Source organism: Rhodococcus sp. B10, from assembly GCF_011770055.1.
Lineage (GTDB): Bacteria > Actinomycetota > Actinomycetes > Mycobacteriales > Mycobacteriaceae > Rhodococcoides > Rhodococcoides kyotonensis_B.
The window spans coordinates 12,245-35,954 of record NZ_JAAFYV010000010.1 but is presented as its reverse complement, the minus strand read 5'-3'; the positions used below and the strand labels follow the sequence as shown (position 1 = coordinate 35,954).

Sequence of the window (23,710 nt, the reverse complement as noted above, 5' to 3'; positions counted from 1 at the left end):
CGACAATGGGGATTATGTAATGGAAACTTTACTGTCGGTCGGTACCGGTCCTCGAGGCGCGTCGGTCCCCGGCGTCGGCACGACCTGCCGGGCCGTACCCTGGAGGGGTGGAAACGAGTCACCTGGATACCCCCCTCGGCACCGACGACACCGCGCGGAGCTACGAAGTTCGGACCCACGGGTGCCAGATGAACGTGCACGATTCGGAGCGTCTGGCGGGCCTGCTCGAGGACGCGGGGTACGTACCCGCAGCCGAAGGCGTCGACGCGGATCTGGTGGTCTTCAACACGTGTGCGGTGCGTGAGAACGCCGACAACAAGCTGTACGGAAATCTCGGCATGCTGCGTCCGGCCAAGCGTCGGAACCCGGGCATGCAGATCGCGGTCGGCGGATGCCTCGCGCAGAAGGACCGCGACACCGTCGTCACCAAGGCGCCGTGGGTCGACGTCGTCTTCGGCACCCACAACATCGGCTCGTTGCCGGTTCTGCTCGAACGCGCGCGACACAACGACGAGGCGCAGGTCGAGATCCTCGAATCTCTCGATGCGTTCCCGTCGACGCTGCCCGCCAAGCGTGAGTCGCCGTACGCGGGCTGGGTGTCGATCTCGGTCGGCTGCAACAACACGTGCACGTTCTGCATCGTTCCGGCGTTGCGCGGCAAGGAGATCGACCGTCGGCCGGGAGACATCCTCGCGGAAGTGCAGGCTCTCGTCGACCAGGGTGTGCTCGAAGTGACGCTGCTCGGCCAGAACGTGAACGCTTACGGCGCATCGTTCGCCGACCCCGAGTTGCCTCGTGACCGAGGTGCATTCGCGTCGTTGCTGAAGGCGTGCGGACACATCGACGGACTCGAACGCGTCCGCTTCACCTCGCCGCATCCGGCCGAATTCACCGACGACGTCATCGAAGCGATGGCGACGACACCCAACATCTGCCCGACGTTGCACATGCCGCTGCAGTCCGGTTCGGACCGCATCTTGAAGGCGATGCGACGTTCGTATCGGCAGACGAAGTTCCTCGGCATCATCGACAAGGTTCGTGCCGCGATGCCGAACGCTGCGATCACCACCGACATCATCGTCGGATTCCCCGGAGAGACCGAAGAGGATTTCGAGCAGACGCTCGAGGTGATGCGTCGCGCACGCTTCTCGAACGCCTACACCTTCCAGTACTCCAAGCGTCCGGGAACGCCGGCCGCCGACATGGACGACCAGGTGCCCAAGGAAGTCGTGCAGGAGCGGTACAACCGGCTGATCGCGCTCCAGGAGGAGATCGTGCTCGAGGCGAACCGCGAACTGGTCGGCACCGAGGTCGAACTGCTCGTCGCCTCGAACGAAGGCCGCAAGAACGCGGCGACGCACCGGATGAGCGGCCGTGCCCGCGACGGCAGGCTCGTCCACTTCGGTACCGAGAATCACCGCGGCGAGCAGATTCGTCCCGGCGACATCGTGACGACGACGGTCACCGCCGCCGCCCCGTACCACCTGATCGCCGATTCCGGAGTTGCGACGCATCGGCGCACCAGGGCCGGCGACGCCTACGAGCGCGGAGAACTACCCAAGACAGCCCCCATCGGCGTCGGTCTGGGGCTGCCGTCCGTCGGCGCCCCGGCTCCGATGCCCGTGCAGACAGGATGCAGCGCATGAGTTCCGATCGCAGGACCCCCGACAACACGACACCCGACGGCCAGAAGCCCGACTACGACACCGCCGAGCGTCGCATCGACTCCGAGATCGATCCGGGAGTGCGAGCGGTGGTCGTCGCCGTCCTCGTGCTCGTTCTGCTCGGCACGCTCGCGTTGCCGCACGCGGGCGGCGCGACGGGCTTCGACGTGCTGTCCGGCAACTCGTCCGCTCTGGGCGAGTCCATCGCACTGCCGTCGCGCATCTTCGAATGGTTCGTGCTTGTCTTCGGCATCGTGTTCTCGGTGCTGGCGTTGGTGACGCGAATCTGGGCGTTGGCCTGGGCGGCGCTGTGCGGATCCGCCGTCGCCTGCGTCTTCGGGATGCTGTCGATCTGGTCGCGTCAGACGTTGCCGTCCGACGTGTCCGGGGGCGGCCCGGGTATCGGCCTGATCGTCGCGTGGATCGCCGTGCTGCTGCTGACGTTCCACTGGCTCAAGGCCGTATGGAACAAGACCACCGCACAGCTCGAGGCGCAGGAACGCCGTCGGCGTGCTGCCACCGAGGCCGAGCAGAACTCGCAGTGGGCCGGACCCGTCCTGGGACGGCCGACCGACCGCAAGCGCTGATCGTCTACCGTTCGCCGACGGCGCCCTCGGCGGCGTCGGCCCATTCACGCCACTGCTGAGCCTGCTCGAGAGCCTTCTTCGCGTCCTTGTCCTTGCCTGCGGCCTGAGCCTTCGCAGCCTGCTCCTCGAACTGCGCGACGCGCTCGCGGAACTGCGCCGCGCGAGCCAATGCCTCCGGATCGGTCCGTCGCCACTGGTCGTCGGCGGCGTCGCGGACCGTCTTCTCGATGGCGCGTAGCTTGCCCTCCAGGTCGTGCATGCGATCGCGGGGAACCTTGCCGATCTCGTCCCACTTCTCCTGAAGATCCCGCAGCGACGCACGGGCAGCTTCGAGATCCTTGGCCGGATCGATGTGGGTGTAGTGGCTCAGCAGTTCTTCCTTCGCGGCGGCGTTGGCCTCGAACTCGGCGTCACGCTCGGAGGCTGCTGCGTTCCGCGCCGCGAAGAACACGTCCTGCGCGGCCTTGAAGTTCGTCCACAGTGCGTCGTCGGCGTCGCGTGGCGCTCGTCCGGCTGCCTTCCATTCGACGAGCAGGTCGCGGAACGCCCCGGCGGTCGGACCCCAATCGGTCGACGACGACAGCGCACGCGCCTGTTCGACGAGCTCTTCCTTGCGTGCCTTGGCGGCCCCGCGCTCGCGGTCGAGGTCGGCGAAGTGCGCGCCTCGACGACGGTTGAAGTTCTCGCGCGCCTTCGAGTAGCGCTTCCAGAGCGCGTCGTCCACCTTGCGGTCGACGCCGCGGATGGTCTTCCACTCGTCGAGGATCTCGCGAAGCCGGTCGCCGGCGTGCTTCCACTGCGTGGACTCGCTACCGATCTGCTCGGCCTCGGCCGCGAGCTCCTCCTTGCGCGAGGTGTGCGCCGCCCGCTCGAGTTCCTTCTCGTGCTTCGCCACGGCCGCCGCGGCCTCCGAATGCTCGACGACGACCTCGAGCCGACGGGTCAGCGCGTCGATGTCACCGATGATCGCCGCGGTCGGAATGGACTCGAGCAGCGCTTGCGCGGCCGCCTTCGTCTTCTTCGCGTCACCGGAGCCTGCCGTCAGCCGAGCTTCGAGGAGTGCCACCTCGGTGGACAGGTCGTCGTAGCGTCGTCCGAAGTGCGCGAGGCCCTCGGCCGCGTCGCCTGCCTGCCACGAGCCGATCTGGCGTTCGCCGTCGGGCGTCGTCACCCAGGCGGTGCCGTCGTCGTCGACGCGGCCGAACTTGCTCGGATCGCTCGGAGGCGCGACGGTGGGCGTCACGGACGCGACGTGCGACGAGACAGGATGAGGTTTGGCCACCCCCGGAGTCGACGGCTTGGCTGCCTTCTGCGATACGCCGCCAGGCTTCGGAGCGCCCGGCTTCGGACCGCCGGGCTTGGGGCTTCCGGGCTTCGGACCTGCAGATTCGGAAGAGCCGCTGCTGGTCGTGCCACTGGGGTCGGTCATTGTTCCTCGTCTCTGCCGCGCGTCACGGCTGCCTCTATCGCGCTGTGGTCACCGATGAACACCATTGAACTCGGTGTCGCCGGTTCCGACCATTGAAACAGGTCGGAGAGCAACAGACGATGTCGTACGCCAACGGCGGCATCCGTGTCGGCGCATTCGCGTCCACCGACTAGCGTGGTCGTCGTGTTCCGCGCAGTGGCCCTGGTGCCGTCCCCGCCCCTGTTGGTTCCGGAGTTGACCGGCGGTGGAGCCTCCGAGACGGACGCAGTACGTCGCGCGGCGCTGGATGCCGCGACCCGACTCGGCCGCGTCGCCACTCGCTGGATTGCGCTCGGTGTGGCCGATGAGCCTGCGACCGTGCCGCCCGTCGCGCGTGGCTCGTTCCGCGGATACGGGGTCGACGTCGAGGTCGGCCTGTCCACCGACGCGGCGCAGACGGACGACCGGATGCCGCTGGCGGCGTTGATCGCCGGGTGGCTGCGCGGCCATGCCGTTCCGGGCGCCGTCGTCGAGGCGCGCATCGTCGCCGCCGACACGGATGCGTCGACCTGCCGCCGCCTGGGCCACGAACTTCGGCAGCGCATGGACGCCGACGACGAGGACTGGGGTGTGCTCGTCGTCGCGGACGGTTGCACGACGCTGACACCGAAGGCGCCCGGCTCGTTCGACGATCGCGCGGCCGCGTTCCAGTCCGGGCTCGACGACGCACTCGAACGCGCCGACGTCTCGTTCCTCGCCGGGATCGACCGCGATCTGTGCCGGGAGCTCGGCGCGTCCGGTGCCGCAGCGTGGCAGGTGTCGGCAGCCGTCGTCGGCGACGTCGTCGTGAGTTCGATTCCGTTGCACAGGGGAGCGCCGTTCGGTGTCGGCTACTTCGCCGGATTCTGGGAGCTGCCGGCATGAGTTCGCGCACCCCGATCGCGGTCGTCGGACCGACCGCGACCGGGAAATCGGACCTCGGGCTCGATCTCGCCGAGACCCTGGACGGTGAGATCGTCAACATCGATGCGATGCAGCTCTATCGCGGCATGGACATCGGCACCGCCAAGCTGCCCGTGCACGAGCGGCGCGGGATTCCGCATCACCAGCTGGACGTACTCGACGTCACCGAAATCGCAACGGTGGCCAAGTACCAGGCGTCGGCCGTCCGGGACGTCGAGGAGATCGCGGCCCGCGGCAAGGTGCCGATCATCGTCGGCGGATCGATGATGTACGTCCAGTCGCTGCTCGACGAGTGGGCGTTCCCTGCAACCGATCCCGAGGTGAGGGCACGCTGGGAGCAGCTACTGGCCGACGGTGGGACCGAGGCGGTGCATCGCGCGCTGACCGCGGCCGATCCGGAGGCGGCGGCGTCCATCCTCCCGACCGACGGCCGTCGCATGGTGCGCGCACTGGAGGTCGTCGAGATCACCGGGCTGCCGTTCGCGGCGTCGGCGCCCACGATCGGGACGCCGCGGTGGGGCACGCGCATCCTGGGAGTGGATCGCGACACCGGCGAACTCGACGAGCGGATCGCCCGACGAACGGATCTGATGTTCGAGTCGGGCCTCGTCGACGAAGTCGCCGCGCTGGTCGATCAGGGGCTGCGTGACGGCGTCACCGCGTCGCGGGCCATCGGATACGCCCAGGTGCTGGACTACCTCGCCGGCGACACCGACCTGGATTACGCGCGGGAGCGCACGTTCATCGGCACGCGCCGTTACGTCCGTCGGCAGCGGTCGTGGTTTCGGCGTGACCCCAGGGTGCAGTGGCTCGACGGCGCGGACGCCCGGTTGTCCGAGACAGCACTTGCAGCCGTCTCCGGGCATGACGCCCAGCGGTAGGATTTCGACCATGCATTTTGCCAAGGGCCACGGAACGCAGAACGACTTCGTCGTGCTGTTCGATCCCGATGTGAAGATCGAACTGCTGCGCACCCGTGTCGCCGCGCTGTGCGATCGACGTCGCGGGATCGGCGCCGACGGTGTCTTGCGTGTCGCTCGTGCAGGCGCGCTGCGCGACGCAGGCGTCCTCGACCGACTGCCGGTCGGCGTCGGCGCGGACGACTGGTTCATGGACTACCGCAACGGTGACGGCACCATCGCTGAGATGTGCGGTAACGGTGTCCGGGTCTTCGCGCATTACGTGCGTGCACACGGCCTCGTGGACGGCGACCGGTTCGTCGTGGGGTCGCGGGCAGGAGCGCGACCGGTCACCGTGCACAAGTTCGACGAGACGAACGCAGACGTGTCGGTCGAGATGGGCGACGTGCAGCTACTGGGGGCCAGCAGCACCACACTGGGTGGCCGGACGTTCGACGGCATCGGCATCGATGTCGGCAACCCGCATCTGGCCTGCGTAGACGCATCCGCCGACGTCGTGTCGCTGCGAGAGCTGGATCTGTCGACTCCTCCCGATCTGGACGCGGACTTCTTCCGTAACGGCGCGAACGTCGAGATCGTGACGCGTCTGCAGTTCGGCCGGGTCGACATGCGTGTGTTCGAGCGTGGCGTCGGGGAGACCCGCTCGTGCGGCACGGGGACGGTCGCGGCGGCGGCAGCGGCACTGTCCTACGAGGGCCTCGATTCGGGTTCCGTCGTCGTCGGCGTTCCCGGTGGCGAGGTCACCGTGACGATCGACGACTCCGGCTCGGTGCTGCGCGGACCCTCGGTTCTGCTCGCCGAAGGCACCGTCGACGACACGTGGTGGCAGGAGCTCGGCTGAAACTCACGTGCATGTGCTGCCGATTTCGTGGATGATGGACAGTACATGACTGAGACACATCACCCTGAAAACCACGTGGGCCCGGAGGCCGACACCGATTCCGCCGAGCGCTGGACGCCGCAGGAATCGGAAGCGTGGTCGAGGCGCATCGCCCGATCCCCACTTCCACTCGACGAGGACACTCCCTCGTCCGGTGACATGCAGCTCGAAGAGCGCACGGCGCTCCGACGCGTCGCAGGCCTGTCCACCGAGCTCGCCGACGTCACCGAGGTCGAATACCGACAGCTACGCCTCGAACGCGTCGTGCTCGTCGGTGTCTGGACCAGCGGCACGGCCGCGCAGGCCGAGAACAGCATGGCCGAGCTGGCCGCGCTCGCCGAGACCGCCGGCTCCGAAGTGCTCGACGCACTGATGCAGCGTCGCGACAAGCCCGACCCCGCCACCTACATCGGTTCGGGTAAGGCACACGAGCTGCGCGACGTCGTCCTGTCCACCGGTGCCGACACCGTGATCTGCGACGGTGAACTGACTCCCGCACAGCTCAATGCGCTGGAGAAGGTCGTCAAGGTCAAGGTCATCGACCGTACGGCGTTGATCCTCGACATCTTCGCCCAGCACGCGACGTCACGCGAGGGCAAGGCTCAGGTCGCGTTCGCGCAGATGGAGTACATGCTTCCGCGACTGCGCGGTTGGGGTGAATCGATGTCCCGGCAGGCCGGTGGTCGTGCCGGCAGCAACGGCGGTGTGGGTCTGCGTGGTCCCGGTGAGACCAAGATCGAGACCGATCGTCGTCGTATTCGCGAACGCATGGCCAAGCTGCGACGCGAGATCAAGGGCATGAAGCAGGCCCGTGACACCAAGCGTGAACGCCGGGTGGGAAGCACGACGCCCAACATCGCGATCGTCGGATACACCAACGCCGGCAAGTCGAGTCTGCTCAACAAGCTCACCGGTTCCGGTGTGCTCGTGCAGAACGCTCTCTTCGCGACGCTGGATCCGACGTCGCGGAAGTCGACGCTCGACGACGGTCGCGCGATCGTGCTCACCGACACCGTCGGATTCGTGCGGCACCTGCCGACCCAACTCGTCGAAGCATTTCGTTCGACGCTGGAAGAAGTGACCGACGCAGACCTGCTGCTGCACGTCGTCGACGGGTCGGATCCGCTGCCGACCGACCAGATCAAGGCCGTGCGCGAGGTCATCATGGACGTCGTCAAGGAACACGACGCCCCGATGCCACCCGAGTTGATCGTCGTCAACAAGATCGACGCCGCCGATCCCGTCCAGCTGACGCAGCTGCGTGGACTGCTTCCCGGGGCACGGTTCGTCTCGGCGCGCACGGGAGAAGGCGTCGCCGAATTGCGCGACCATCTCGGCGAGATCCTGGCCTGGCCCGAAGCGGAGGTCGACGTGTTGATCCCGTACACGCGCGGCGATCTCGTTGCCCGTATCCACTCCGAGGGACGCATCAGCGAGTCGACGCACGAGGCGGGGGGCACGCACGTCGCTGCGCGAGTTCCCCACGCTCTCGCGTCGGTGTTGTCGGACTTCGCCTACGACGCCGTCACCGCCTGACCACCACATGAGGGGTGTCGCCGTCACCGGTCTCGTCGGTGCGCTGATGCTCGTCCCGGTTACCGCCGACGCTGAGCCCGACGTTCGACAGGAACAGTTCGAGACCCTGTGCACACCCACCGATCCGGGCCTGGACGAGCTCTCGGGGCTCACGGCCATCGAGGGTGAGCTGTACGCGATCGGAGACAGCGGAACCGATCACCGGCTCGCGGTCCTCGACAGCTCGTGCGCTGTGACGCGGTGGCTCGACGTGCCGGTCGATCCGTACGACGTCGAGGATCTCGGCTCGCACGACGGCCGACTGTGGCTGTCCGATACCGGCGACAACCTGCGTAGCCGCGATACCGTTGCACTCACGAGCATGGATCCGTCGACCGGTGACGGTGAGCTGCACCGGCTGACTTTTCCGGATGGCCCTCACGACGCCGAAACCGTCCTGATCGAACCCGGCGGACGTCCGGTGATCGTCACGAAGGAAGTATCGGGCGTCAGCGGAATCTACGTCCCGGCCGGCGACGAGACCGTCGAGCAACTGGCGTCGCCCGGTCCCACTCCACTGAAGAGGATGGGGGAGCGCGCATTCCAGCGGACCGACACGCCCGGGGGCCCGCCGTTCATCACCGGATCGATTCTCGCGACGGGGGGTGCAGTCAGTCGGGACGGTGCCGTCGCGGCCGTGCGCACCTACACCGATGTCTACCTGTTCCCGGTGACCGATGGTGACGTCGCGGGAGCGCTGGCCGGAGACCCGGTCGTCGTCGCGCTGCCGTCGCAGCCTCAGGGTGAGGCAGTCGCTTTCGACACCGACGGCAACCTTCTCGTCGCGTCGGAGGCGGCGGGTGGTCCTGTGCCTCCGATCCAAATGCTGCGCGACGCGACATCGTTGGTGGAACCGCCACCGGCGACGGCAGCGACCGACACGTCATCGGGTGGCCGATGGTCGTTCGGTGCGCTTGCCGGCGCCGGTGTTCTTGTACTCGCGTCGACTGCCTACGCGTTCGGGCGGACCCGAACGCGTAGCTAGCCGGGAATCAGGCGTCGAGGTCGGACTCGACGAGAGCCACGATCTTGTCAAGCGTTGCCTGGTCTTCGCTCTCGACGGTCACCTCGGTGCCCTTGGTGGCGCCGAGGGTCATGATCATCAGAGCGGATCCGGCGTCGACCGGCTCCTGGTCCGCTACCGCGAGGGTGACGTCGACGCCGGCTTCGGCGACTGCCTCGGCGATCAACGCTGCGGGACGAGCGTGCAGACCGATGGACGATCCGACGGTGACTGTGGTGCTGGGCATGTGATTCTCCTGCAGGGTTCGAGAAGTGGGTGGGGATCAGGCGGGGACGACGTCGGGGTCGAGCGCTTCTTCGGTCGGAGCGTTCTTACCCTTGACGAACTGCTTGGCAAACACGACGAGCAGAGCCGACACGACGGTTCCGGCCGCGAGAGCGATGAGGAACCAGACGATCTTGCCGATGGCGAAGAAGACGAAGATGCCACCGTGCGGGGCACTGAGCGTGACGTCGGTTGCCATGATGAGGGCGCCGGTGACAGCACCGCCGGCCATCATCGACGGGATGACGCGCAGCGGGTCGGCTGCGGCGAACGGGATGGCGCCTTCGGAGATGAACGCCGCGCCGAGGAACCATGCCGCCTTACCGTTCTCGCGCTCGGCTTCGGTGAACAGCCTCGGTCGAATGGCCGACGCGAGTGCCATCGCGAGCGGCGGAACCATACCGGCAGCCATGACAGCAGCCATGATGCGCAGCGATGCGGTGTCGGTCACCGACAGACCGGCGGTGGCGAATGCGTACGCGGCCTTGTTGACCGGGCCACCGAGGTCGAAGCACATCATCAGGCCGAGAATGACGCCGAGGATGACCACCGAGCTGCCGCTGAGGCCGTTGAGCCAGTTGGTGAGTCCGCTGGTGATCGCGGCGAGCGGCTTGCCGAGCACGAGGAACATGATTCCGCCGACGATCAGCGTCGCGAACAACGGAATGATGACGACGGGCATGAGGCCACGCAGCACGGCCGGAATGCGCCACTTGCTGATCCACAGTGCGACGAAGCCTGCGATCAGACCACCGACGAGACCGCCGATGAAGCCTGCTCCGACGAGCACCGCAACGGCACCGGCCGTGAATCCTGGTGCGAGACCCGGCCTGTCGGCGATGGCGTACGAGATGTAGCCGGCCAGGGCGGGCACGAGGAAGCTGAACGACAGCGCGCCGATCTGGAACAACACGGCTCCGAGGTAGGCGGTCAATCCGCCGTCGGGAAGAGACGTGATGGAGTTGTTGACGACGATGTCCTCGGCGACGCCGGAGATCTCGTATCCGCCGAGCAGGAAGCCGAGCGCGATGAGCAGACCGCCTGCCGCGACGAACGGGATCATGTAGCTGACGCCGGTCAGCAGGATCTGCCGGATTCGCGTGCCCCAGCCGAGTTCACCCGCGGCCGCGCTGCTTCCGCTCGAGGACGCTGCGGTGCCGGACACGCGAGCTGCGTTCGGGTCGTACGACGCACGCAGTGCCTCGGTGACCATGACGTCGGGCTCGTTGATGGCGCGCTTGACGCCGGACGACACGACGGGCTTGCCCGCGAAGCGTTCCTTGCCCTTGACACCGACGTCGGTGGCGAAGATGACGGCTTCCGCGCTCGCGATGACCGATGTGTCGAGGGGAGTGCTTCCGCTCGATCCCTGGGTCTCGACGTGCACCGTGACACCTGCTCGCTCACCGGCTGCGACGAGGGAGTCGGCGGCCATGTAGGTGTGCGCGATGCCGGTCGGGCAGGCAGTGACGGCGACGATGTGCTTCGGGGCGTCGGCGGGTGCGTCGGCAGCGGGTTCCGCAGTGGCAGGCGCAGCTGCGGGAGCGGCGGCAGGTGCCTCGGCGGGTGCAGCCTTCGGTGCCGGGTTGATCACGCCGTCGACCAGTGCGACCACGTCGGCCGCGGTGGCGGCGTTGCGCAGCGACGCGACGAACTCCGGCTTGACGAGAGCACGCGCGAGGCTCGACAGCAGCTTCATGTGCGCGGATCCGGCTCCGGTCGGAGCTGCGATCAGGAACACGAGATCGGCAGGGCCGTCCGGTGCTCCGAAGTCGACCTTCGGGTTCAGCCGAGCGAAACCGAGCGAGGCCGAGGTGACGGCGTCGGCGCGGCAGTGCGGGATCGCGATCCCACCGGGCAGGCCGGTCGCGGACTGAGCCTCGCGGGCGAGGGCGGCGTCACGCAGCGGCGCGGCGTCGGTCGCGCGGCCTGCGGCGGCAAGAGTCTCGGACAGTCGTTCGATGACAGCATCTTTGGACTCGCCGAGGTCCGCATCGAGGAGGATGAGCTCCTCCGCGATGATCGCGGGATCGTGGGTTGGTGTGGACATGACGGCTCCTAGGAGAGTGTCGACGAACTGGAAGGGGTAGAGGACGAGCTGGCGGGAGGTGAATCGAGAGCATGCACGGTGACGGCGTCGGGCCGTGCTTGATTCGGCGTCGGCAGCGTCGTACCCGGTAGGGCGGTGGCTGCAGTTCCGAAAGCGACTGCGCGACGGAGACGATCGGCCGGCGAACAGTGTTCGATGTCGGCCAGGATGTAGCCGGCAAGAGAGGAGTCGCCCGCGCCGACCGTGCTGATGGCATCGATCCGTGGCGGGCTGGCGAACCAGGCACCCTCGGCGGTGACGAGGACGGCCCCGGCGCTGCCGAGAGTGGCGAGAACGCTGCCGACGCCGCGACCGAGCAGAATGCGGCTGGCTTCGACCGCTGCGGTCGGGTCGCCGGCTGACGCCGCCTGCTCGAGCGCGTCGCCGTCGACGCCGGTCAGCTGGGCGAGTTCCTCGGAGTTCGGCTTGATCAGGTCGGGAGCGGATTCGGGGAACGATTCGGCGAGCGACAGCAATGGCTCGTCCGAGGTGTCGACGGCGACCCTGCACGGCGTCTCGCGCAGTGCGCGAACGAGTTCCGCGTACCAACCGGGTGCGATTCCGGGCGGCAGCGATCCCGACAATGCAACCCACGCAGCGTCGCGGCCGAGATCGACGACGGTCTCGAACAGCGCGTCACGCGTTGCCGCGGTGAGCACGGCGCCGGGTTCGTTGATCTTGGTCGTCGTGCCACCGGGCTCGCTGACGGTGATGTTGGTGCGTGCGAGGCCGTCGGTCGGCACGCTCCAGAAGCGAACGCCCTTGGTGCTCAGTGCTTCCAACAGCGGGTCGCCGCTTGCCGCAGGCAGGACGGCCATGGACTGGACGCCCGCGCCCGTCAGCACTCGCGCGACGTTGACGCCTTTGCCACCGGGGTCGTTGACGGTGGTGCGTGCTCGATGCACTCCGCCGCGAACCAGTTCCGAATCGAGTACGACGGTTCTGTCGATACTCGGGTTCGCTGTCAGTGTGACGATCATGCGGTCACGACCTCGATTCCGTTGTCGGTCAAACTCTTACGATCCGTGTCCTCGATGTCGCCGTCGGTGACGACGACGTCGATGTGGTCCAGTCTGGCGAAGCTCACGAGGTGTTCGCGGCCGATCTTCGTCGAATCCGCGAGAACGACAACATGGTTGGCGCAATTGACCATCGCTCGTTTCACGGCGGCTTCGTCGCTGTCCGGTGTGGACAGCCCGTGGCCGATACTGAGGGCGTTGGTGCCGATGAACGCGACGTCGACGCGCAGCCATTCGAGCGCCTGCATGGCCTCGGGTCCGACGGCGGCCTGCGTCGTACCGCGCACGCGGCCGCCGAGCATCCGCAGGTTCACGCCGGTGAGCGGCGCAACCCTCGCGGCGATCGGTACCGAATTGGTGACGAGAGTCAGGTCGCGGTCGCCGGTCAGCAGGGAGGCCAGTCGCCCGGTGGTGGTTCCGGCGTCGAAGACGGCGCTGCCGCCCGCGGGAGGAAGGTAGTCGAGCGCTGCGGACGCGATCGCGTCCTTCTGCTCCGCGCGCGTGTACTCGCGCTCTCCGACACCGGGCTCGGTGGCCGTCAGCGCCGATGCGGGCACCGCTCCGCCGTGCACTCGACGCACGACGCCGAGGCGGTCGAGCACTGCGAGATCGCGTCGCACCGTTTCGGTGGTGACGCCGTAGGCAACGGACAGGTCGGCGACGGAGACGCGGCCGCGGGTGCTGATCAGTTCCGCGATGGATTGCTGTCGTTCTTCTGCGTACACCCCCGACTCCTTCCTGATTACTGTTGGTTTATGTTGTTTTACGCCCGTATCTGTTGACATGTCAAGGCCGACGAGTAATCTCGATCACAGACAACGGCGGGTGACGGGTCGAACACACCGAACGACGAAGGAGGACACATGACGGGATCGCTGCGATCCGATGCGCAGGACACGGTGTTGCGGGGGACTCCTGTCGTTCCCGGTGTGGGATTCGGCCCGGTCATCCGACCCGGCCGTCGCCCGGAAGTTCCGACCGACACGACCGTCGTCGACGACGCGGCGCGCGGCGAAGAGCTCGAACGCTTCCGCACGGCCGCCGCGACCGTGGCCGCCCGGCTGCGGGGACGAGCGGAACTCGCGACCGGGGCCGCGTCGGAAGTCCTGTCGGCGAACGCCGCGATGGCCCAGGATCGCGGATGGCTCGGTGCCGCCGAGAAGCTGATCTCCAAGGGCACCCGCGCGACGGCAGCGACGGAAGCAGCAACGCAACAGATCGCGACGATGTTCGAGAAGCTCGGCGGACTGATGGCCGAGCGCGTCACCGACCTTCGCGACATCCGCGACCGGGTCGTCGCCGAAATTCTCGGAGTCGACGAGCCCGGCGTGCCGGTGCCGACCGAGCCGTCGATCCTCTTCGCCGACGACCTGGCGCCGGCCGACACCGCAGGTCTCGACGCCACCCTCGTCGTCGGCTTGGCGACGTCGCTCGGCGGGCCCACCAGTCACACCGCGATCATCGCGCGTCAGCTGGGCATCCCCTGCATCGTCGCCGTTGCCGGTCTCGACGACGTGCCCGCGGGCACGACGGCCATGGTCGACGGCACGACGGGCGACGTGGTGCTCGACCCGAACGCGGACGACGCGGCGAGGCTCGTCGCCGACGCGAAAGCCGAACTCGCCCGTGTGTCGGGCTGGAGCGGTCCGGGCGCCACGGCGGACGGTCACCCCGTCGACATCCTCGCGAACGTCCAGGACGGCGCAGGCGCGCGCGCAGCCCGCAGTTCCGCGGCGGACGGCGTCGGACTGTTTCGGACGGAGTTGTGCTTCTTGGACCGCGACGCCGAGCCGACCGTCGACGAGCAAGCCGCGATCTACGGGGAGGTGCTGGAGGCGTTCGCCGGACACAAGGTCGTCGTCCGCACACTCGATGCAGGCTCGGACAAACCGTTGCGCTTCGCCAATCACGCCGACGAGGCCAACCCTGCCCTCGGTGTTCGTGGAATCCGCATCGCGGAACAGGATCGTGGCATCCTGTATCGCCAGCTCGACGGCATCGCCGCCGCAGCGAAGGCGACCGGCTCGAACCCGTGGGTCATGGCCCCGATGATCGCGACCGCCGCCGAGGCCGCTGCGTTCGCGGCCGACGTGCGTGAGCGCGGGCTGAAACCCGGGGTGATGATCGAGGTTCCCGCCGCGGCCCTGCTGGCCGAGCACATTCTCGAGCACGTCGACTTCCTGTCGATCGGCACGAACGACCTCGCCCAGTACACGATGGCAGCCGACCGGATGTCCTCTCAACTGGCCGCGCTGACCGATCCGTGGCAGCCTGCCGTGCTCGCGCTCGTCTCGCACACCGCCAAGGCAGGTGCCGCCGCAGGCAAGCCGGTCGGTGTATGCGGCGAGGCAGCGGCCGATCCGTTGCTCGCGTGTGTGCTCGTGGGTCTGGGCATCACGTCGCTGTCGGCTGCGTCGGCCGCCGTCGCCCACGTCGGAGCGAAGCTGTCGACCGTCACGTTCGACAAGTGTGTCGAGGCAGCCGACGCAGCTCTGCGCGCGGACAGCGCTTCCGCCGCACGCGCGGCGGTTGCTGCAATCCTGAACTGAATGCCCTCTAGGATTCAGTCCTTGTGAGTCGAAACTTCGGATGGACCCTGCACGGCAACGGAAAGACTGTCGCTGCAGGCGCGGTGGTGGCCCCGGACGAACGTCTGTCGTGGCCGCGCACGATCGGTATCGGAATGCAGCACGTCATCGCCATGTTCGGTGCGACGCTGTTGGTTCCGACGGTCACCGGATTCCCGGTGACCACCACCTTGCTGTTCTCCGGAATCGGCACCGCGCTCTTCCTGGTGATCACACGCGGACGCATTCCGAGCTACCTCGGATCGTCGTTCGCGTTCATCGCCCCGCTCAGTGCTGCGCAGGCAGACGGGCCGGCAGCGCAACTCGGCGCCGTCATGTCCGTCGGAATCGTCCTGGCCGCAATCGGTTTCGTCGTCAGGTTCGCGGGCGGACGGGTGATCGAAGCCGTCATGCCGCCGGTCGTCACCGGAGCCGTCGTCGTCTTGATCGGGCTCAACCTGGCTCCGGCCGCGACGTCGTCGTTCGAGGCGCAGCCGCTCGTCGCGGCGGTGACGTTGATCGCGATTCTGCTCGTCACCGTCGTCGGTCCAGGACTTCTCGGTCGGCTCGGCATTCTGGTCGGCGTCGTGATCGGATGGGTCTTCGCGGCCGTTCTCGGCGAGATCGACCAGACCAGGCTCGACGCTATGCGCGACGCGGCCTGGATCGGCGTGCCCGAGTTCCGCGGGCCGACGTTCGAGCTGTCCGTCGTACTCATCGCCCTGCCGGTCGTGATCGTGTTGATCGCGGAGAACGTCGGACACGTCAAGGCCGTGTCGGCCATGACGGGGAAGTCGCTCGACGACCTGGCCGGTGACGCGTTGATCGCCGACGGCCTGGCCACCACCCTGGCCGGCGCGGCAGGTGGGTCGGGGACGACGACGTACGCGGAGAACATCGGCGTCATGGCCGCCACCCGTGTCTACTCGACGGCCGCGTACTGGGTTGCCGCCGCGACCGCCGTGGTTCTCGCGTTCTCGCCGAAGTTCGGGGCTCTCGTCTTCACCGTTCCCTCCGGGGTCATCGGCGGTGCGACGCTGGTGCTGTACGGCCTGATCGGTCTCCTCGGAGTACGTATCTGGTTCGACAACAAGGTCGACTTCACCGACCCGGTCAACCTGATGGTCGTGGCCGCGGCGCTCGTCGCAGGCATCGGGGACCTGACGCTGACGGTCGGCTCGGTCGAACTCGGCGGCATCGCATGGGGCTCGGTGGGCATCCTCGTCGGCTATCCGATCGTGCGCAGCCTGGCTCGGGCGCGACAGAACTGACGTACCGCGCGTTCGGTCACCGATGACGCACGAAACGGTCATCGACTGCGAACTCGGTTCGGTCGTAATGTTCGAACTACGCCAACCGTCGGCGGCGAGGTTCCATGCCGTCCGGCAGTACCGATGAGGAGTGATGAAGTGGAACGCACCCTGTTCGATTCGGAGCACGATCTCTTCCGCGAGTCGTACCGCAAGTTCCTCGAACAACACGTCGCTCCGAATCACGCGACGTGGGAAGAGCAGAACATCGTCGACCGTGACGTGTGGGTCGAAGCCGGAAAGCAAGGCTTTCTCGGTATGGCCGTGCCCGAGGAGTACGGCGGCGGGGGAGTCGAGGACTTCCGGTACAACTCCATCGTCACCGAGGAGACGACCAGGGGTGGCTACAGCGGCATCGGCTTCACACTGCACAACGACGTCGTCGCGCCGTACCTGATCAAGCTCACCAACGAGGAGCAGAAGAAGCGGTGGCTGCCCGGATTCTGTTCGGGCGAACTGATTTCCGCGATCGCGATGACCGAGCCCGGCACCGGCAGCGACCTGCAGGGCATCAAGACCAAAGCCGTTCGTGACGGTGACGAATGGGTGCTGAACGGCTCGAAGACGTTCATCACCAACGGGATCAACGCCGACATCGTCATCGTCGTCGCGTGCACCGATCCGGACAAGGGCGCGCAGGGCTTCAGCCTGCTCGTCGTCGAACGGGACATGCCCGGCTTCGAACGCGGCCGCAATCTCGACAAGATCGGCATGAAGGCGCAGGACACCGCCGAGCTCAGCTTCACCGACGTTCGAGTGCCTGCTGCCAACCTGCTCGGCGAAGAAGGCATGGGCTTCATCTACCTCATGCAGAATCTGCCGCAGGAGCGACTGTCCATCGCCGTCGTCGCTGCCGCCGCCATGGAGGCCGCCCTCGATATGACGGTCCAGTACTGCCGCGACCGCAAGGCGTTCGGCAAGTCGATCGGCAAGTTCCAGAACACCCGCTTCGTACTGGCCGAACTGGCCACCGAGACCACGGCGACCCGCATCATGGTCGACAAGTTCATCGAACTGCTCAACGCCGGAACGCTGACGGTGCAGGAAGCTGCGATGGCAAAGTGGTGGACGACCGAGAACCAGGTCAAGCTGATCGATCGGTGCCTGCAGCTGCACGGCGGCTACGGCTACATGAAGGAATACCCGATCGCCAAGGCGTACATGGACTCACGCGTCCAGACGATCTACGGCGGCACCACCGAGATCATGAAGGAGATCATCGGGCGCGGGCTGGACCTGTAGTCCCGCCTCCCCGTTTCCTTTCTCTTTCCCGACCGAGGGTGACATTCGGTCACTCCGAGTGACCGGAAGGCCACATTCGCTCCGGCCGGGGTGTGGCCCCGACGACAGCACGAAGCCCGCGCTCACCGAGTACGACCTCGGTGGGCGCGGGCTTCGTCGTTCGTGGAATCAGAGCTTGCGCATCACGGTGACGACCTTGCCCAGGATTGCGGCGTCGTTGCCCGGAATGGGTTCGAACAAAGGGTTGTGCGGCATGAGCCAGATATCGCCCTTGGACCGCTTGAACGTCTTCACGGTGGCCTCGCCGTCGATCATCGCCGCGACGATGTCACCGTTGTCGGCGACGCTCTGCTGCCGTACGACCACCCAGTCGCCGTCGCAGATCGCGGCGTCGATCATCGACTCGCCGACGACCTTGAGTAGGAACAGCGACCCCTGGCCGACGAGTTCGCGGGGCAGCGGGAAGACGTCCTCGACGGCTTCCTCGGCGAGAATCGGGCCACCGGCGGCGATACGTCCGAGGACGGGCACGAACGTGGGTGTCGGCAGCTGATCCTCGGCGGCAGCCGAACCGTCGGCGACGGCGGCTGCGTGATCGGCCTGCACCTCGTCGAGTCCGCGAACATCCACCGCACGGGGACGGTTCGCGTCACGGCGCAGGAATCCCTTGCGTTCGAGCGTCCGCAGCTGATGGGCGACCGACGACGTCGACGTCAGACCGACCGCGTCACCGATCTCACGGATGCTCGGCGGGTACCCGCGCTCGGTGACCGATGCGCGAATGACCTCGAGTACCTTGCGCTGACGCTCCGTGAGCCCCGCGTTGATGTCGGTGCCTTCTCCTTCGAAGGCCTTCGCCGTCGGCACGGCGGCAGGCTTGCCCGCCGAACTCTTGCCGGCAGACCTGGATCCGGCGGACTTCGGTGCCGGTGTAGACCCTGACGAGGTCTCGTCCTTCATACGTGCATCCTCCTGCCGTCTCGGCGTGCGTTGCCGATGCTGGTGTGGCTGTCGCCTGTGGTTCTGTGACGCCATTTCGAGTGGTGCCGGTGTGACGTGTGGTTTCTGACACGAATCTAGCCCGTCGACGCTGTTCGATCAAACATCTGTTCGATCCGTGTCGCATTTTCTACTGACTTTGTCGGACCCGCGTGATAGAACTTCGAACAAGCGTTCATCGAACGCCTGATCGAATGGAACGAAGGCAAGTGGTTCGATCATCGTCGACAGCAGTGGAGATCTCGATGAGCATCACGGTTTCAGACCCTCGGGTGGTCCGCCCGGTCGCGCGTCCCTCCCGTCGACGCGCAACGCCCGCGCGACGTCGCTACGTGCACTCGGCCCCGTCGGCACATCAGCCGTCGTCGATGGGTGCGTACGCGGACTCGTGCGTCGAAGAACGCCGTTCCGATCAGTCGATCTCGTGGCAGGCCACCGTGGCAGGCGTCGTGGGTACCGCAGTGGTGATCCTCGCGCTGGTCGGGCTCGCCAACCTCCGCGCGGGGCAGCTCGAACCGGCGTCGCAGCCGCCCAGTCAATCGGTGGAACACGTCGTACCGTCGGCCACGGGAGAATGATCTCGTCATGTCGCCGGTGGTCGGCTTTCCGTCCCAGACGGGTGATCGAGTTCAGCACGTAGCGCTCCGAGTATTCTCGGAGCCTGCACCTCCCGTGCGTCCTAGGTGTTTCACGGGTCCTACGCGTTCGACCGGTGATGGCGGGGAGTGCATCGGCTACGACGGAGGCTCCGACATGCATTGCCCGTTCTGCAGGCACCCTGATTCGCGCGTGGTGGATTCCCGCGAGGCGGACGAAGGCCAGGCGATTCGTCGGCGTCGGTCGTGCCCGGAATGCGGTCGTCGGTTCACCACGGTCGAAACAGCGGTCCTCGCGGTCGTGAAGCGCAGCGGCGTCACCGAGCCGTTCAGCCGCGAGAAGGTCGTCAAAGGTGTGCGACGCGCGTGCCAGGGCCGGGATGTCGACAACGACGCGTTGAACCTCCTGGCTCAGCAGGTGGAGGACGCGGTTCGTGCCTCCGGATCCGCCGAAATTCCCAGCCACGAGGTCGGATTGGCCATCCTCGGCCCACTCCGCGATCTCGACGAAGTAGCCTACTTGCGCTTCGCGTCCGTGTACCGATCCTTCAGCTCGGCCGAGGATTTCGAGAAGGAGATCCTCGAATTGCGCGCGCACCGCGAGGCCGGCGTCAGCGACTGACTGCGTCCATCGCCTTCATGATTCGTTTCTCGGACACCGGATAGGCAGTTCGAATCCCCTGCGCGAACAGGCCGATGCGAAGTTCCTCGATAGACCAGAACACGTCCTGGACGGCCGAACTTCTCTGTCGTGCCTCGGGTAGCGACTTCAGCAGGCGGTCGTACGCTTCGTAGACGCGATCCAGCACGTCCATGCCCGCGTCGTCACGAGACGCGCTGCTCGGCAACGACTTCAGGCGAGCGGTTGCGCCCTGCAGGTAGCGGGGAATGTCCGCGAGTCGAGCGGACCCGAACTCGAAGACGAAGCCGTCGAACACCAGACCGTCGAGTTGCTCCCGGACGTCGTCGGCGGCGTCGCCCTTCTTCGTGTCCAGGATCGATCGAAGTTCCATCGCGGCAGTCAGAATCGGCCGCACGAGCGCGACGATCCGGGACGTGCGGGCTGCGGTGTCTGCGTTGACCGCCTTCGACAGCGCGGCGAACTTCTCGGGGCTGCGCACCGGACCGCCGTGCGCCATCATTACTTCGTCGACGGCGGTTCGGCGGCAGTCCTCGAGCAGTGCCTCGACACTTCCGTACGGGTTCTGTCCGAGCGCGAGACGTTCCTTCGTCGGAATGCCCGCGAGCAACGCTTTCGTGCCCCGGGGCGCGGACTCGAGCAGGAGGGCGCGTGTTCCGTCCCGCATCGACGCGCGCTGCTGAGCGGGTGTGCTCAACACACGCACGGCCACACCACCGTTCTCGGGAACGAGCGCGGGGTAGCCCGTGACGGTCTGCCCGCCGACGGACCGGGTGACGGTGTCCTCCAACGTGCCGAGCGAGGACGACGTCCAGGCCAGTGTCGGTGCGCGTTCGGCCTGTCCGACGGCGCTGGCGACCTCGCGATCGACGCGCGGCGACAACGTCTTTCGCAGCCGTACCAGGTCCTTGTCGGAGCCGAGAACGGTGCCGCTCCCGTCGACCGCGACGAAGGTCATGCGCAGATGCGGCGGCAACGACGCCACGTCGAAGTCGGTCGGGTCGATGCGGCAGGCGCCGAGGCGGGAAAGCTCCCTCGCGAGGGCCGTGACGACGGGCTCCGACCTGGGCTTCATCGACCTCAATGCCGCAGCAGCGAAATCCGGTGCCGGAACGACGTTGCGACGCACAGCTTTCGGAAGAAGTTTGATGAGTGTCGCCACCAACTCGGCGCGCATACCGGGGACCAGCCAGTCGAAGCCCACGGGCTGCACCTGCGCGAGGAGCGCGATCGGAATGCGGGCGGTGACGCCGTCGGCCTCCGATCCCGGTTCGAACTGATACGTGAGTGGGAATTGTATTTCGCCTTGCCGCCACGCATCCGGGTAGTCGCCACCGAGGACCGAGGCCGCGTCGGGGTTGACGACAGTGGCAGCGGTGAAGTCCAGAAGTTCCGGAGCGGCCTTGCGCGCCTTCTTCCACCACGTGTCGAAGTGGCGTGCCGACACCGCCTCTTTTCCGACTCGGGCGTCGTAGAAGTCGTACAGTGCGTCGTCGTCGACGACGATGTCACGCCGTCGAGCTCGGTTCTCGAGTTCTCCGACGTCCTCGAGCAGCGTGCGGTTCTTGTGGAAGAACGGATGCTGCGTCTTCCACTCACCCTGTACGAGAGCATGTCTGATGAACAGTTCGCGCGAGATCTCCGGGTCGATGCGGTGATAGTTCACCGGACGTCCCGTCACGAGCGGGATGCCGTACAGCGTGACACGCTCGTAGGCCATCGCGGTCTGTCGTTTGATGGACCAATGCGGTTCGGAGTACGTCCGCTTCACCAGATGCGGAGCGAGTCGTTCGGCCCATTCGGGTTCGATGCGGGCGGCCATCCGGCCCCACAATCGCCCCGTCTCGACCAATTCGGCTGCCATCACCCAACGCGGCGGTTTCTTGAACAACCCCGATCCGGGGAAGATCGCGAAGTGAGTACCGCGGGCGCCGAGAAACTCACGCTTCTCGCCCTCGCGTAGTCCGATATGCGACAGCAGACCGGACAGCAACGCTTGGTGCAGTGCCACCGGAGTGCTCTCGTTCTCGGGGACGGTCCAGCCGAGTCCGCGCGTGATCTGACGTAGCTGACCGTGCAGGTCCTGCCATTCCCGAATGCGCAGGTAGTGCAGGAACTCGTTACGGCACATGCGCCGAAACTGGTTCGACGACAACTCGTTTCGTTGTTCGCGCAGGTACTTCCACAACTCGATGTAGGCGAGGAAGTCGGAATTCTCGACCGCGAACCGTGCGTGCTTCTCGTCTGCAGCCTGTTGGTGCTCTACCGGCCGCTCTCGGACGTCCTGGATCGACAGCGCGGAGACGACGACCAGCGCGTCCGCGAGCGCGCCGGTGGCATTGGCTTCGACGAGCATCCGCGCCATTCGTGGATCGACGGGGAGCTGCGCGAGTTCACGTCCGATCGGGGTGAGCTCCGGTTCGTCGTTCTTCCCGGCCGAGAGCGCTCCCAGCTCCTCGAGAAGTCCGACGCCGTCGCGAATGCTCCGCGGGTCCGGCGGCTCGACGAACGGAAACTGGTCTATCTTTCCGAGGCCGAGGGACGTCATCTGCAGAATCACCGACGCGAGGTTGGTACGCAGGATCTCCGGCTCGGTGAAGTGCGGCCTGGCCTCGAAGTCCTCCTCGGAGTACAGCCGAATGCAGATGCCGTCCGCCACGCGACCGCAACGGCCTGCGCGCTGCCGTGCGGACGCCTGGGAGATCTTCTCGATCGGAAGGCGTTGCACCTTCGTCCGTATCGAGTACCTCGAGATGCGCGCGGTGCCCGGATCCACGACGTAGCGAATGCCGGGCACGGTCAGTGACGTCTCGGCGACGTTGGTGGACAACACGACTCGCCGTCCCGTGTGCGGCGTGAACACCCGGTGCTGCTCGGCCGCGGACAGGCGCGCATACAGCGGAACGATCTCGGTGTTGCGTAGTTTCCGGTCCCGCAGTGCGTCCGCGGTGTCTCGAATCTCGCGTTCGCCGGACAGGAACACCAGGATGTCGCCGTCGCCCTCGCCGAGCAGCTCGTCGACGGCGTCGCACGTCGCGTCGACGGGATCGAGATCGATCGTCGTGTCGCCGACGTCGACCGACAAAGGGCGATAACGCATCTCGACGGGGAACGTTCGACCGGAGACCTCGACGATCGGGGCCGGAACTCCGTCACGAGCGAAGTGCTGTGCGAAACGTTCGGGGTCGATCGTCGCCGACGTGATGATCACCTTGAGATCGGGGCGGCGGGGGAGGAGCTGAGCGAGGTACCCGAGAATGAAGTCGATGTTCAGGCTGCGTTCGTGGGCTTCGTCGATGATGAGCGTGTCGTACTGGCGCAGCAGCCGGTCGCGCTGGATCTCGGCGAGCAGAATGCCGTCGGTCATCAGTTTGACGAGCGTCGAATCCGAGGACTGGTCGGTGAATCGCACCTTGTAGCCGACAGTTTCGCCGATCTCCTGGCCCACTTCCTCGGCGATGCGTTCGGCGACCGTGCGGGCCGCGAGACGCCTCGGCTGGGTGTGGCCGATGGACCCTCGAACACCGCGGCCGAGTTCGAGGCAGATCTTCGGAATCTGCGTCGTCTTGCCCGATCCGGTCTCACCCGCGACGACGACCACCTGATGCTGTTCGATCGCAGCCGCGATGTCGTCCTTGCGTTGGCTGACCGGAAGAGATTCGGGATATTCGACGACGGGAACTGCCGTGCGACGGTTCGCCACCACGAGCTCGGCGCGCGCGACGTCGCTCTCGATCGCGTTCAGTGCGTCGTCCGTGCGTGCCCGGTCGAGCCGACGACGGAGACGATGTTCGTCGCGCAGCGTGACACCCTCGAGACGAGCGGTGAGGGTGCGACGACGGTGCGAGACGGTTTCAGTAGACATGCTGCCTCCAGGATAATCGGTCGAACCGACTCCCCTTCGTGTGGTGAACGCCGCGGAACGACTCGGTGCCGAGTGGAGAGACGGCTCACACTCGACGA

The 23,710-nt window shown here is 66.7% G+C and carries 19 protein-coding genes; 12 read left to right on the top strand and 7 right to left on the bottom strand.

Annotation, left to right across the window (positions count from 1 at the left end; translation table 11 throughout):
- Positions 1 to 107 precede the first annotated feature (107 nt).
- Positions 108 to 1,646, top strand: a complete 1,539-nt coding sequence (miaB, locus tag RhoFasB10_RS08780) for a tRNA (N6-isopentenyl adenosine(37)-C2)-methylthiotransferase MiaB (protein ID WP_157105374.1) — start codon at positions 108 to 110, stop codon at positions 1,644 to 1,646.
- Positions 1,643 to 2,251, top strand: a complete 609-nt coding sequence (locus RhoFasB10_RS08775; RefSeq protein WP_068429207.1) for a hypothetical protein — start codon at positions 1,643 to 1,645, stop codon at positions 2,249 to 2,251. The genes miaB and RhoFasB10_RS08775 overlap by 4 nt, the downstream gene beginning before the upstream one ends.
- 4 nt (positions 2,252 to 2,255) lie before the next feature.
- Here RhoFasB10_RS08775 and RhoFasB10_RS08770 read toward each other — a convergent pair whose 3' ends face one another.
- Positions 2,256 to 3,680, bottom strand: coding sequence for a DUF349 domain-containing protein (locus RhoFasB10_RS08770; RefSeq protein ID WP_167676074.1), 1,425 nt, complete (start codon positions 3,678 to 3,680; stop codon positions 2,256 to 2,258).
- 183 nt (positions 3,681 to 3,863) lie between these two features.
- Here RhoFasB10_RS08770 and RhoFasB10_RS08765 point away from each other — a divergent pair, with 183 nt between their 5' ends.
- The 5 genes from RhoFasB10_RS08765 to RhoFasB10_RS08745 are packed head-to-tail and all read left to right on the top strand — an operon-like array spanning position 3,864 to position 8,982.
- Positions 3,864 to 4,583: a hypothetical protein gene (locus tag RhoFasB10_RS08765; protein WP_308115151.1), complete on the top strand. Its 720-nt coding sequence runs from the start codon at positions 3,864 to 3,866 to the stop codon at positions 4,581 to 4,583.
- Positions 4,580 to 5,503, top strand: a complete 924-nt coding sequence (gene miaA / locus RhoFasB10_RS08760; protein ID WP_157105375.1) for a tRNA (adenosine(37)-N6)-dimethylallyltransferase MiaA — start codon at positions 4,580 to 4,582, stop codon at positions 5,501 to 5,503. The genes RhoFasB10_RS08765 and miaA overlap by 4 nt, the downstream gene beginning before the upstream one ends.
- 10 nt (positions 5,504 to 5,513) lie before the next feature.
- The gene (gene dapF / locus RhoFasB10_RS08755; RefSeq protein WP_114332575.1) at positions 5,514 to 6,383 is read left to right on the top strand and encodes a diaminopimelate epimerase; all 870 of its coding nucleotides are present in this window, start codon (positions 5,514 to 5,516) and stop codon (positions 6,381 to 6,383) included.
- Positions 6,384 to 6,428: 45 nt separating this feature from the next.
- A complete protein-coding gene (gene hflX / locus RhoFasB10_RS08750) occupies positions 6,429 to 7,958 on the top strand; it encodes a GTPase HflX (RefSeq protein ID WP_240930982.1) in 1,530 nt (509 codons plus the stop codon).
- A gap of 7 nt (positions 7,959 to 7,965) precedes the next feature.
- A complete protein-coding gene (locus RhoFasB10_RS08745; RefSeq protein ID WP_240930981.1) occupies positions 7,966 to 8,982 on the top strand; it encodes a hypothetical protein in 1,017 nt (338 codons plus the stop codon).
- Between the two features lie 7 nt (positions 8,983 to 8,989).
- On the opposite strand, the gene RhoFasB10_RS08740 is transcribed toward RhoFasB10_RS08745, so the two are convergent.
- Genes RhoFasB10_RS08740 through RhoFasB10_RS08725 form a run of 4 tightly spaced genes read right to left on the bottom strand, consistent with a single transcriptional unit; the run spans position 8,990 to position 13,118 of the window.
- On the bottom strand, positions 8,990 to 9,247 hold the full coding sequence (locus tag RhoFasB10_RS08740; protein ID WP_167676072.1) for an HPr family phosphocarrier protein: 258 nt from the start codon (positions 9,245 to 9,247) through the stop codon (positions 8,990 to 8,992).
- Positions 9,248 to 9,283: 36 nt separating this feature from the next.
- Positions 9,284 to 11,335 (bottom strand): fructose-specific PTS transporter subunit EIIC, encoded by a 2,052-nt coding sequence (locus tag RhoFasB10_RS08735; protein ID WP_167676070.1) that lies wholly within the window; start codon positions 11,333 to 11,335, stop codon positions 9,284 to 9,286.
- A gap of 8 nt (positions 11,336 to 11,343) precedes the next feature.
- Positions 11,344 to 12,354: a 1-phosphofructokinase family hexose kinase gene (locus RhoFasB10_RS08730; protein ID WP_068428926.1), complete on the bottom strand. Its 1,011-nt coding sequence runs from the start codon at positions 12,352 to 12,354 to the stop codon at positions 11,344 to 11,346.
- Positions 12,351 to 13,118, bottom strand: coding sequence for a DeoR/GlpR family DNA-binding transcription regulator (locus RhoFasB10_RS08725; protein WP_068428929.1), 768 nt, complete (start codon positions 13,116 to 13,118; stop codon positions 12,351 to 12,353). Before RhoFasB10_RS08725 ends, RhoFasB10_RS08730 begins: the two co-directional genes overlap by 4 nt.
- A 138-nt stretch (positions 13,119 to 13,256) precedes the next feature.
- Between RhoFasB10_RS08725 and ptsP the strand changes: the two genes are divergently transcribed.
- From ptsP to RhoFasB10_RS08710, 3 genes are all read left to right on the top strand, one after another.
- The gene (gene ptsP / locus RhoFasB10_RS08720; protein WP_167676068.1) at positions 13,257 to 14,942 is read left to right on the top strand and encodes a phosphoenolpyruvate--protein phosphotransferase; all 1,686 of its coding nucleotides are present in this window, start codon (positions 13,257 to 13,259) and stop codon (positions 14,940 to 14,942) included.
- Between the two features lie 23 nt (positions 14,943 to 14,965).
- Entirely contained in the window at positions 14,966 to 16,231 is a 1,266-nt protein-coding gene (locus RhoFasB10_RS08715; RefSeq protein WP_068428934.1) for a solute carrier family 23 protein, read from the top strand.
- A 138-nt stretch (positions 16,232 to 16,369) separates the two neighbouring features.
- Entirely contained in the window at positions 16,370 to 17,512 is a 1,143-nt protein-coding gene (locus RhoFasB10_RS08710) for an acyl-CoA dehydrogenase family protein (protein ID WP_068428935.1), read from the top strand.
- 168 nt (positions 17,513 to 17,680) lie between these two features.
- Here the strand turns inward: RhoFasB10_RS08710 and lexA are convergent, their stop codons facing one another.
- Positions 17,681 to 18,472, bottom strand: coding sequence for a transcriptional repressor LexA (gene lexA, locus RhoFasB10_RS08705; protein ID WP_206030689.1), 792 nt, complete (start codon positions 18,470 to 18,472; stop codon positions 17,681 to 17,683).
- Positions 18,473 to 18,756: 284 nt separating this feature from the next.
- Here lexA and RhoFasB10_RS08700 point away from each other — a divergent pair, with 284 nt between their 5' ends.
- Both RhoFasB10_RS08700 and nrdR read left to right on the top strand, forming a co-directional pair.
- Positions 18,757 to 19,089, top strand: coding sequence for a hypothetical protein (locus tag RhoFasB10_RS08700; RefSeq protein WP_125833460.1), 333 nt, complete (start codon positions 18,757 to 18,759; stop codon positions 19,087 to 19,089).
- 175 nt (positions 19,090 to 19,264) lie between these two features.
- Complete coding sequence (gene nrdR / locus RhoFasB10_RS08695; RefSeq protein WP_068428940.1) at positions 19,265 to 19,729, top strand: transcriptional regulator NrdR; 465 nt, start codon at positions 19,265 to 19,267, stop codon at positions 19,727 to 19,729.
- On the opposite strand, the gene hrpA is transcribed toward nrdR, so the two are convergent.
- Positions 19,719 to 23,612, bottom strand: coding sequence for an ATP-dependent RNA helicase HrpA (gene hrpA / locus RhoFasB10_RS08690; RefSeq protein ID WP_167676066.1), 3,894 nt, complete (start codon positions 23,610 to 23,612; stop codon positions 19,719 to 19,721). The genes nrdR and hrpA overlap by 11 nt on opposite strands.
- Between the last annotated feature and the right edge of the window lie 98 nt (positions 23,613 to 23,710).

What these genes read in the sequence shown, in the direction of transcription:
- RhoFasB10_RS08775 (WP_068429207.1), top strand. Translation starts at nt 1,643, where the DNA reads ATGAGTTCCGATCGCAGGACCCCCGACAACACGACACCCGACGGCCAG.
- RhoFasB10_RS08770 (WP_167676074.1), bottom strand. Translation starts at nt 3,680, where the DNA reads ATGACCGACCCCAGTGGCACGACCAGCAGCGGCTCTTCCGAATCTGCA.
- miaA (WP_157105375.1), top strand. Translation starts at nt 4,580, where the DNA reads ATGAGTTCGCGCACCCCGATCGCGGTCGTCGGACCGACCGCGACCGGG.
- dapF (WP_114332575.1), top strand. Translation starts at nt 5,514, where the DNA reads ATGCATTTTGCCAAGGGCCACGGAACGCAGAACGACTTCGTCGTGCTG.
- hflX (WP_240930982.1), top strand. Translation starts at nt 6,429, where the DNA reads ATGACTGAGACACATCACCCTGAAAACCACGTGGGCCCGGAGGCCGAC.
- RhoFasB10_RS08745 (WP_240930981.1), top strand. Translation starts at nt 7,966, where the DNA reads ATGAGGGGTGTCGCCGTCACCGGTCTCGTCGGTGCGCTGATGCTCGTC.
- RhoFasB10_RS08740 (WP_167676072.1), bottom strand. Translation starts at nt 9,247, where the DNA reads ATGCCCAGCACCACAGTCACCGTCGGATCGTCCATCGGTCTGCACGCT.
- RhoFasB10_RS08735 (WP_167676070.1), bottom strand. Translation starts at nt 11,335, where the DNA reads ATGTCCACACCAACCCACGATCCCGCGATCATCGCGGAGGAGCTCATC.
- RhoFasB10_RS08730 (WP_068428926.1), bottom strand. Translation starts at nt 12,354, where the DNA reads ATGATCGTCACACTGACAGCGAACCCGAGTATCGACAGAACCGTCGTA.
- ptsP (WP_167676068.1), top strand. Translation starts at nt 13,257, where the DNA reads ATGACGGGATCGCTGCGATCCGATGCGCAGGACACGGTGTTGCGGGGG.
- lexA (WP_206030689.1), bottom strand. Translation starts at nt 18,472, where the DNA reads ATGAAGGACGAGACCTCGTCAGGGTCTACACCGGCACCGAAGTCCGCC.
- RhoFasB10_RS08700 (WP_125833460.1), top strand. Translation starts at nt 18,757, where the DNA reads ATGAGCATCACGGTTTCAGACCCTCGGGTGGTCCGCCCGGTCGCGCGT.
- nrdR (WP_068428940.1), top strand. Translation starts at nt 19,265, where the DNA reads ATGCATTGCCCGTTCTGCAGGCACCCTGATTCGCGCGTGGTGGATTCC.
- hrpA (WP_167676066.1), bottom strand. Translation starts at nt 23,612, where the DNA reads ATGTCTACTGAAACCGTCTCGCACCGTCGTCGCACCCTCACCGCTCGT.